At 38.3% G+C, this 8,903-nt stretch carries 10 protein-coding genes; 3 read left to right on the forward strand and 7 right to left on the reverse strand.

What is annotated here, in order from left to right; genetic code table 11:
• Positions 1-2 precede the first annotated feature (2 nt).
• From M3Z76_RS14450 to M3Z76_RS14480, 7 genes are all read right to left on the reverse strand, one after another.
• Complete coding sequence (locus M3Z76_RS14450; RefSeq protein ID WP_293928380.1) at positions 3-728, reverse strand: hypothetical protein; 726 nt, start codon at positions 726-728, stop codon at positions 3-5.
• Positions 721-1,431 (reverse strand): hypothetical protein, encoded by a 711-nt coding sequence (locus tag M3Z76_RS14455; RefSeq protein ID WP_293928378.1) that lies wholly within the window; start codon positions 1,429-1,431, stop codon positions 721-723. The genes M3Z76_RS14450 and M3Z76_RS14455 overlap by 8 nt, the downstream gene beginning before the upstream one ends.
• A gap of 101 nt (positions 1,432-1,532) precedes the next feature.
• Positions 1,533-2,078 carry an NUDIX hydrolase gene (locus M3Z76_RS14460; RefSeq protein ID WP_293928376.1) on the reverse strand — a complete coding sequence of 182 codons (546 nt, stop codon included), beginning with the start codon at positions 2,076-2,078 and terminating at the stop codon, positions 1,533-1,535.
• A 56-nt stretch (positions 2,079-2,134) separates the two neighbouring features.
• Positions 2,135-3,559, reverse strand: a complete 1,425-nt coding sequence (locus tag M3Z76_RS14465; RefSeq protein WP_293928374.1) for a S26 family signal peptidase — start codon at positions 3,557-3,559, stop codon at positions 2,135-2,137.
• Positions 3,546-4,067: an RNA polymerase sigma factor gene (locus tag M3Z76_RS14470; protein WP_293928372.1), complete on the reverse strand. Its 522-nt coding sequence runs from the start codon at positions 4,065-4,067 to the stop codon at positions 3,546-3,548. Before M3Z76_RS14470 ends, M3Z76_RS14465 begins: the two co-directional genes overlap by 14 nt.
• Positions 4,068-4,217: 150 nt before the next feature.
• Positions 4,218-4,427: a hypothetical protein gene (locus tag M3Z76_RS14475; RefSeq protein WP_293928370.1), complete on the reverse strand. Its 210-nt coding sequence runs from the start codon at positions 4,425-4,427 to the stop codon at positions 4,218-4,220.
• A gap of 273 nt (positions 4,428-4,700) precedes the next feature.
• Positions 4,701-5,591 (reverse strand): 3-hydroxyacyl-CoA dehydrogenase, encoded by an 891-nt coding sequence (locus M3Z76_RS14480; protein ID WP_293928368.1) that lies wholly within the window; start codon positions 5,589-5,591, stop codon positions 4,701-4,703.
• Positions 5,592-5,928: 337 nt separating this feature from the next.
• On the opposite strand from M3Z76_RS14480, the gene M3Z76_RS14485 reads away from it, so the two are divergent.
• The 3 genes from M3Z76_RS14485 to M3Z76_RS14495 all read left to right on the forward strand — a co-directional run.
• A complete protein-coding gene (locus M3Z76_RS14485) occupies positions 5,929-7,644 on the forward strand; it encodes a methyl-accepting chemotaxis protein (protein WP_293928366.1) in 1,716 nt (571 codons plus the stop codon).
• A gap of 17 nt (positions 7,645-7,661) precedes the next feature.
• Positions 7,662-7,940, forward strand: coding sequence for an acylphosphatase (locus tag M3Z76_RS14490; protein WP_293928364.1), 279 nt, complete (start codon positions 7,662-7,664; stop codon positions 7,938-7,940).
• 241 nt (positions 7,941-8,181) lie between these two features.
• The coding region (locus M3Z76_RS14495) for an IS110 family transposase (RefSeq protein WP_295656797.1) at positions 8,182-8,903 on the forward strand (722 nt) is incomplete at its 3' end.

The following is an 8,903-nucleotide window of genomic DNA, read 5'->3' on the forward strand; positions in this document are numbered from 1 at the left end:
TCCTATTCTAGCAATTCCTCCGTAACGCTTATAATATAATGAAACTGATTTGTGCCAAAGCCTGTTGCGTAACCATGCTGGTCAGCTTCGTGAGGCACTGCTTCTTTATAAACATATTTTGCATAAAATTGAGGTGGTTCCTGATAAGTAAATGTGTTAAACCAAGATGGCTGCGCTTCAAATTGATACTGATTTAGCTGATGAAGCGTTTCACTAAATGCTTGCGACATTGGCTGTACGCCATAATGTTGATTAAGATGAAGCGTTTCCTTCAATTGAATTTGTGGAACGTAGTGCTGATGACCATTGCTGACAAAAGCGTTGCGCTTCCTCAATAAATAGATGTCCACGCTGTCAATCGCATCCTTTGGGAAATGCCAAACGAATACAATGGAACGAGGATCGTTCGCATCCAGCTGCCAGCCATGCATAAATGTACTACTCCCAATGCGAACATAGTCGATTTGCCACTTTCCCTTCCTCCATTGATACAAAAGAGAAGCTTGTTGGCCATCTTCAGCTAAGATGGGGACAAAATAATGGCTGTCATCAACTCGGATAATATCTTCAACCGATTGAACTGTGATAGTAGGCTCAAATTGTTTGAGCTGCTGGATGATTTCGGTTTGTTGCACAAAGGCCTGTGGCTTGGAAAGATAAAATCTGTAGGCAGCAAAGCTGATGATTAATAAAAGTAGTACCATTAATGCAACACGTTTTTTAGTCATCTGTCTTCCCCCCGCCAATCATTGAATCTTTCAAATAAAAGTAAAACTGCTTCCCTTTATTTATCACAAGCAAACCTTTGCCATTTGCCTCTACAAAAATAGTAGGCTGTATGCCACTGCCCTGTTTAGCTTGTGTGTCGAGAAGTAGGTAAGGGAATTTTTCTTGTACTGGTGTCGTTTGCTCAAATACAATTTCATTGTACCAATCAAACACATCATAGGACTCACTAGGAACTGCTATGATCCCCTCAAAGCTTTGTGGTAAATGAAGCTTTGGCGATGCTTGTGCAGATGGATGAACCGCTAGCAATTGTGCATCCTTTACATCAGCTAAGTAGGTTGATAGTTCATCTGTTGGATAAAAGAAGCTGCTAAGCAAATGGTTCAGCAAAAATGATAGTACAAATAAATAATTCGCAAAAAAGCCAAGCCATGCAAATTTTCGATACGTTGCCCAGCTCCCACGATGACGTAAAATGGCCAATAACACCCACAACCCTAAAGGCAATACCGCGATTTGGACTGGCTCATCGAAAAGCGTCCACGTCAGGGATAGGGAAGATAAACCAACGAACACTGCAATAGCGGATTTCCAAATTTTGGGTTTATGCTCCTGCTTTTTATAAATTTTAATCATAGCTGCGATAATCACTAGCCAGCAAATGATTGTGAGCAACCATTCTATAATGCTTATATTCCACAAAAGTAATACCCCATTTCATAGTAAAACTAACCTAATTATACCAGATTTTATTTATTTAAAAATGGCTATTGAAAGCTTCTTTTCAATAGCCACATTTTTATTTATTTGCCTAACTGTCTTCTCGCTAAATAATAGGCGTTCACAGTAAATAATTGGGTGTTGATTTGACTGTTTTGTACTAGTTGCTCGAATTCATCAAAATTCAATAAAACAATTTCGATTTCTTCCGTATTATCTAGTTGCTGGTCGCTTGCTTGATATGCATCAACAATTAAAAATGTAGCTATTTTATTCGTTTGCGTGGCAGGATTAACAAAAAATTCCCCTAGCTTCACAGGCTGTATATCTGATGTATAGCCTGTCTCCTCGCGCACTTCGCGTAAAATGCCCTGTTCGAAGGTTTCTCCGTGTTCCATTTTCCCTGCGGGTACTTCCACAAAAAAATCATCTGCTGCATAGCGATATTGCTTTACGAGGACGATTTGCTGCTCCTTTGTTATGACAACAGCATTGACCCAGTCCGCATATTCATTAACATAATAGTCTTGAATGACAAAGCCATTCGGTAACTCACACCGATCCTTTCGCAAATGACCAAAGTTTGATTGATACACATACTCAGAGCTTTGCGTAATCCATTTTTTCACAGACTTCTCCTCTTTCTATCAGACAATTTTCATTTATCATACTATATTTCCATATATTAATAAATCGGTCGAGTAAACGCTGGTTGCCAAATACTCTTTGCATTTTTGCGCATGGTAATAGTCGTTTCCTCCCCTGTCATAGGAGAAAAGAATGTAATAATGCCTGTGTCCTCAGATTGCGCTGTAAATGTACCTGCTTCTAAGCCAGCAAATGCCCTTGCACTGCGTAAACGCTCTATTTCCTTTGTAAAATAAGCTTCGCGGACAAGCTGTGCCTGTTCAATATACTTTCTGATTTCCTTTGTTTCGCGATTGTCCACCGTTGTAAATAAAGCTTTATACATGGCGAAATCTTGCTGCATCTCTGCTACGACATAAATTTTGGCAATGCTTATTGGGTCAATATTGCGGAATAGCTCTAAGTTATGACTTGCTTTGAAGTCATCATATAACGCTTTTTCCTCTAAGCTTAATTCAAATGTTGGCTCAACCTTTGGCACACCGATGACTTTGCCTGCAAGCTGTTGCTCAGAAATCGTGGTAATTGTATGACCATTTTCATTATGGTAGACAATCAATTCATCTTGCTTTGCCTGCAATGTTTGATTTGCAAAGCCTAGCGTATCGTTCCCATACGTATGGAAAAAATAACTATTTTTCATTGGATTATCTAGCATTTCTAAGTCAATTTTTTGATGTAAATTATGCATTGGAAAGGCTTTATCATTTACAAGCACTTTGCCCTGCTCCATTGTGACCTTATCTCCTGCCACCCCTAAAACGGTCGATGCGATAAGCCCATCATTGCTATAATAAGCAATATAGTCACCATGCTGAATTGGCGCTTTCTCATCAATAATGAGTGTGCTGTTAAACATCCATGCATCACCTAAAAGGTGGCTATATTGCACATCTATCCTTTGCCCATCTTGTAAAATCGGCAGCAAACCTTCTTTTTCCTTCATCATAAAATTTACCTTGCTAGCCCCACCATTTTTCGAAATTACCGAAAAATGATATTCTCCAAGAGCAACCGTAGTCAAATCATCAATAATATAGGATTTCATCTCGTTTGGTGCTAATGTACCTGCATACCACACATCATTATTGGGCTTATAAATTTTCCATGTGAAGATGTTTTCCCCCGTGTTCTCTACTGTAAAAACTATTTTTTGATTGACTGCTTGAATGTCAAAATAACTGTGCAGTTCTCCGTTGACTAATGGGGCATTGTGAAATTGTGCAAATATGACTACTGGCTTTTGATCTACAACAGCTAGAGTCTTATTGTCGGCGATTCGCTCGACATTCGGCTTATATAAAATAAAGGCTAAAAATACTGTGATAATTGCAACAGCGATATAAATAGGCGCTAGTTTTAATTTATCGCGCGGCTTTTGCACAATACGTTCCTTTATTTCCTTTGTAAAAGGGGCTTGGCGTTGAAGGTTTTCATGCAATTGTTGTTTAAATGGATTCATAGTGCATCCTCCTTAAATATTGATAAATTTCCTCTAATTGTGGGTCATTTTTTAAAATTTCACGTGCACGACGCAATTTTGTACGCACTGTATTTTCAGATTCATTTAATATTTGAGCGATTTCCTTTACTTCAAATTCCTCATAATAATGCAAAATAATGATTTCGCGATAATGCAACGGTAATTGCAGCACTTTATCTAGCAATGTTGCATAGGATTCTTGCTTCATATATGTATCTTCAATCGATGGCTCCTTTTTCTCTTTTTTTAATAGCAATGAATGCAGCAATTTTTTACGCTTCATTTTTCTTAGCTCGTCATAGCAACGATGAATGGCAATTTTCGTTAAATAAGTTTTTAATGAGGACTCTCCACGAAATTTTTCATGCTGTCGCATATAGGTCAATAGCACGTCCTGGGTAATTTCCTCTGCCAATTGCTTGTCTTTGACGTATAAATAGCTCATATGGTATAAATATTCGCCATATTGCTCAACGATTTGCTCCATACATCACACCTCCTTCTTTACTTGCTTAGACGTTTGTTAGCTGTAAAATTGTTCAAACTTCATCTAAATGTCAAAAAAGAAAGTCACCTGTGTCGATGCAACAGGTGACTGGATATGCTATAAAAATGGGACTAGAAGATTTATCAGCTTCTACTGTTTTTCACATGAGATCATTTGGTTTGTCGCTGTTTTTGTAATCGTCAATGTATTGTTTTTTGTCCAGCTTTGAAAACATTCTTCGATTAACCGTTGATTTGTCTTATGTATATTCGCCAAATCAATCAATTGCAATGCTGTATAGCCTATGATTAGTGCACTTGCCAGTATCGTGATTGCTACTTTGAATTTCGTCTCCTTCATCAATATGCCCCTTTTCCTAAGCTAGATATTTACATTACATTGTAAATTATCACCAGATGAAATACAATCTTAAATAAAAAGGGGCCGACCAGAAAATGAACTTTCTGGTCGGCTCCGCTTTTTTACATAGTCAATTTTTGATTAACATTGTGCTCCTACGGTGGTCACAATAGAGCTTTTCTGCGACGAGTAACCGCAGGAGCAAATTGTCACCATCCTCGTCGCAAAGGGGGCGTCCCAAAATGACTTTTCGGACGCCTCCTTTCATCCATATTATTTTAAGAAATCTGGTTGTTGGTAGGCTGGGTTTGGATATTTGTAGAAGCCCTCCCCTGTTGCCACGCCTAGTTTACCTTGATCGATTAATTCTGTTTTTAATTTTTCAGCGATTAATTTTGACACTTCATCGCCTTGTTCAGCTTTTGCTTTCGTTAAGTTATAAGGTGTTGTCATGCCAATAATATCTAAGAAAGCGAATGGTCCAACTGGCGCACCTGTTGAAATCATCCAGTTTTTATCGATTGCATGTGGATCAGCTACTTCGTTTGCCCATAAATACTGAGCCGCATTTAAAAATGGCACTAATAGCGTATTTAAAATGTAGCCTGGTTGTTCTTTATGAAGGCGGAATGTGACCATATCGATTGTTTTCGCAAAGTCTTCTACTAAGTCTGCATATTTCGCATCTGTACCCGCATGTCCCATTACTTCCGCGATATTGTTTTTCCAAATTTCATTGGCAAAGTGCAATGCTAAAAACTTCTCAGGACGACCTGTGTATTCAGCAAATTGGCTTGGTAGCATTGTCGATGAGTTGGAAGCAAAAACCGTTTTTTCTGGTGCTACTTTGCTTAATTGCGTATAGAAGTTTACTTTAATTTCAACAACTTCAGGTACTGCCTCGATGATTAAATCCGCTTCTTTCACTGCCTCCGCTAAATCTGTGCTATAAGAAAGGCTAGCAAATGCTTTGTCAGCACGCGCTTGATCGTTAAAATATTCCCCGTAAACAGCTGTTAATTTTTCAAAACGCTCTTTAGCTGCTGCTAATGCTTGGTCGTTAATATCGTATACTGTGACATCATAACCAAAAAATGCTGTTTGAAATGCGATTTGGCTACCTAATACACCAGAGCCCGCAATTGTAATATGTTTGAATGACATATAAAACATCTCCTTGTAGTTGAATTAATCTTATTGTACATCTTCTTACACGTAAATTTAACCTATAACAATAGGTTTTTCCTCAATAAATAGACATACATTTGTAGGTTTAATTACATCTTGCTACCCAACATAAATTTAGTATGCACTTCCGATTTTTATATCATACGCATTGCCTTTGTTCCCTATTTTACAGTTGTCTATAAATACTACCATTGTTAAAAAAGTTTTCATTATTCTGTCTATTATTCCCTTCTTCTCTATGATAAAATAGTCGTGATGTGTTTTTTACAAAAGGGGCTTTTCTCATATAAAAATGGCAACGGGAGTGATTTTTTTGTTTACGGTATTCAAACGAAAAGAAAATGTTCAGGATTTTTTTACAAGAGGTACGGATTTACAAGTGACTGGACGTTTCTATGATATTCTTGCTTTCAATCATTTTTCACAGCAGGACCAACAAAATTTATTAAAAATTTCACAACATATTCAAGATGCTACCCCATCGTTAGAGCAATTTTTAGTGCGACATTTAGATGAAATTGCGCCACCGACTGGACATTCGGTATCTAGCCAACAAATTGCTGCGTATTTACAGCGCTTTTTTAATGCCGAGCGGGATAATGACTATGTCAATCAGCTTATTAAATTTTTTAATATGCTACGTGAGCAGCGCTTTGAAATAGGCAAATTAGTTGTTGTTTGGAACCAATTATCATTTTATATACTGTCACATGTATTACATAAGCAATCTGCTGGAAATGAATTTTTTAAAACGATGGCAGCGGCGATTAATATTGAATTGCAGCTTTTAACAGAGGTTTGTGCTGAGCGTTTTATGGAGGATGTTATTACAGAGGTGGCTACATTAACAGATGCACATGCGCGCATTATGCATATGAAGGATTTAGTAATAAGCTTAAATAATCAAACGGAGGAAATTGCCTCCTCTTCTGCTGGGATAGAGGAGCTGACATCTTCCATTGCTGAGGTTGCCCGCACTTCTACGCGCATTGCCGAAAAGACAAGCGAATCTGTTACTTATGCAGCAAAAGGTCAGCAGGCTATTGAGCATGCCTTACAGGAAATTTTCACGACAGAAGAAACATTTACGACAATTGTTGATGGCTTTACTAACTTGCAAAAATATGTGGATGATATCGAGCAAGTTGTCATTTTAATTAATCAAATTGCGGACCAAACGAATTTATTAGCGCTGAATGCATCGATTGAGGCAGCACGTGCAGGCGAGCATGGCAAAGGCTTTGCAGTCGTTGCACAGGAAGTGCGCAAGCTAGCTGAGGGAACGGTATCTGCTTTAGGGGAAGTCTCTCATAATGTCCATGCATTGAAATCATATTCAAATTCCGTTTCACAATCGATTAAAGAAACGACGCTGACGATTAAAGAAGCAACTACTGAGGCGAAACAATCATTGCCACTTTTAGCCTCCATTGTAGAAGCAATTGAAGGCATTGATGCGGATGTGACAAATACTGCCGCTATTTCACAGCAACAGGCAGCAGCACTTGATGATATGTCTGCCCGCATTGCAGATATTGCAAGCATTCAAGAGGATGTTCAAAACTTTAGTGATGTTACATCACAGGATATTCATTATTTAGGAAAGGAAATTAATCGTTTCCGTTCAGAGCTAACAAGCAATTATAATGTGACATTATCCAGTATTTCATTATTACAATTATCGAAAGCCGACCATATTTTATGGAAATGGCGTGTTTATAATATGTTCTTAGGCTTAGAATATTTACAGCCAAGCGATGTGTCCTCACATAAAGAATGCCGTCTTGGCAAATGGTATGCAGATGAGCAAACACAGCGTCGTTTAGGCTCACATCAATCATTTATCGAGCTAGATTACTACCATGAGCAAGTTCATCTATTTGCGAAAAAGGCTGTAGAGGCGTACAATAATGGTAATATCCAAATTGCGGATGACTGCTTACAAGAAATTAATCAAGCGTCAGAGAAAGTGCTGCATTATATTAATGATTTAATTGCAATACTTTCGAAGGAAAGACAATCTATTTAAAGGAGTGTCGATTCACGATGAAACGTGCACGTGTGATATTTTCTGGAGATGCTACTGGAACGGGACATCGCTTTTTTGTTAAACAAAAAGCACTTGAGCTTGGCTTAAAAGGTTATTGCGTATTAAATGAACAAAATAATATCGAAGCCGAGATTGAAGGCACTACTCCCGCTGTAGATGAATTTATTCAATTTGTTCAACAAGGTGTGAGCCTACAAGCGCAATCAAACCGTTTTACATTGGAAGTTTTTGATGACTTAAAAGGCTATAAAACGATGAAAACAGATATTATATAAGCTTCGGTTTGTAGACAAAGTCAGCAAAGGCTTTGTCTACATTTATTTTCATCCTTTTCAACGTTAAAATTTGAAGGTGGATGAAACTTTTTGTCGGCTAGCTCGTATTTAAGTAGTAACAATCTATTAAGGAGCATTCCTGTTAAAAGGATTTTCAGGGACTTGAAATCCAAAAAGCCCTCTAGTATGATGCATGAGTGTCAACGGTCATTGACCCAATACATCTACGAGAGGACTACTTATGAATTCTAATACGAACCATAAAATTAATCAAGTAACGGAAAATACACTCGTCATCGGCATTGATATCGCCAAACACAAACACTTCGCTTGTGCTATCGATGATCGAGGTCGGGTGCTCCAAAAATCATTTTCAATCGCCCAATCACATATTGGATTTGAAGCCTTTTATGAGCGGCTGCTTGCGTTAAAAGCTGCTCATGAAAAACAGGAGATTCTCGTTGGTTTTGAGCCAACAGGACATTATTGGATGAACCTAGCGGCGTTTTTAACGAACTACGGCATCCCGTTTGTGATGGTCAATCCAATGCACGTCAATCGTTCCAAGGAATTAGACGACAACCTACAAACAAAGAATGACCAAAAAGACGCACTTGTCATCGCCCGTCTCATGCGGGATGGTCGCTTCAATTATCCACGTATTTTGGATGGAGTGGAAGCAGAATTACGCAACGGCGCAACAGTACGTTCAAAGATTCAGGAAGATTTAAATGCCCTACAAAACCGCATAATTCGTTGGCTAGATCGCTTTTTCCCTGAATTTACACAAGTCTTCAAAAGCTTCGGGAAAATGGCCTATGCGGTGCTTGAAAAAACACCTTTACCAACTGATATTGTAGGCAAACAACCAGAAGAATTATTATTTTTATATCGCCAAGTAGACGGTATGCAAAGTCCGCAGCTACCAAAGGCCAGACAATTAGTCGAGATTGCGCAGTCATC

The organism is Metasolibacillus sp. (assembly GCF_025291715.1).
Lineage (GTDB): Bacteria > Bacillota > Bacilli > Bacillales_A > Planococcaceae > Metasolibacillus > Metasolibacillus louembei.

What these genes read in the sequence shown, in the direction of transcription:
- M3Z76_RS14470 (WP_293928372.1), bottom strand. Translation starts at nt 4,067, where the DNA reads ATGGAGCAAATCGTTGAGCAATATGGCGAATATTTATACCATATGAGC.
- M3Z76_RS14475 (WP_293928370.1), bottom strand. Translation starts at nt 4,427, where the DNA reads ATGAAGGAGACGAAATTCAAAGTAGCAATCACGATACTGGCAAGTGCA.
- M3Z76_RS14465 (WP_293928374.1), bottom strand. Translation starts at nt 3,559, where the DNA reads ATGAATCCATTTAAACAACAATTGCATGAAAACCTTCAACGCCAAGCC.
- M3Z76_RS14490 (WP_293928364.1), top strand. Translation starts at nt 7,662, where the DNA reads ATGAAACGTGCACGTGTGATATTTTCTGGAGATGCTACTGGAACGGGA.
- M3Z76_RS14450 (WP_293928380.1), bottom strand. Translation starts at nt 728, where the DNA reads ATGACTAAAAAACGTGTTGCATTAATGGTACTACTTTTATTAATCATC.
- M3Z76_RS14480 (WP_293928368.1), bottom strand. Translation starts at nt 5,591, where the DNA reads ATGTCATTCAAACATATTACAATTGCGGGCTCTGGTGTATTAGGTAGC.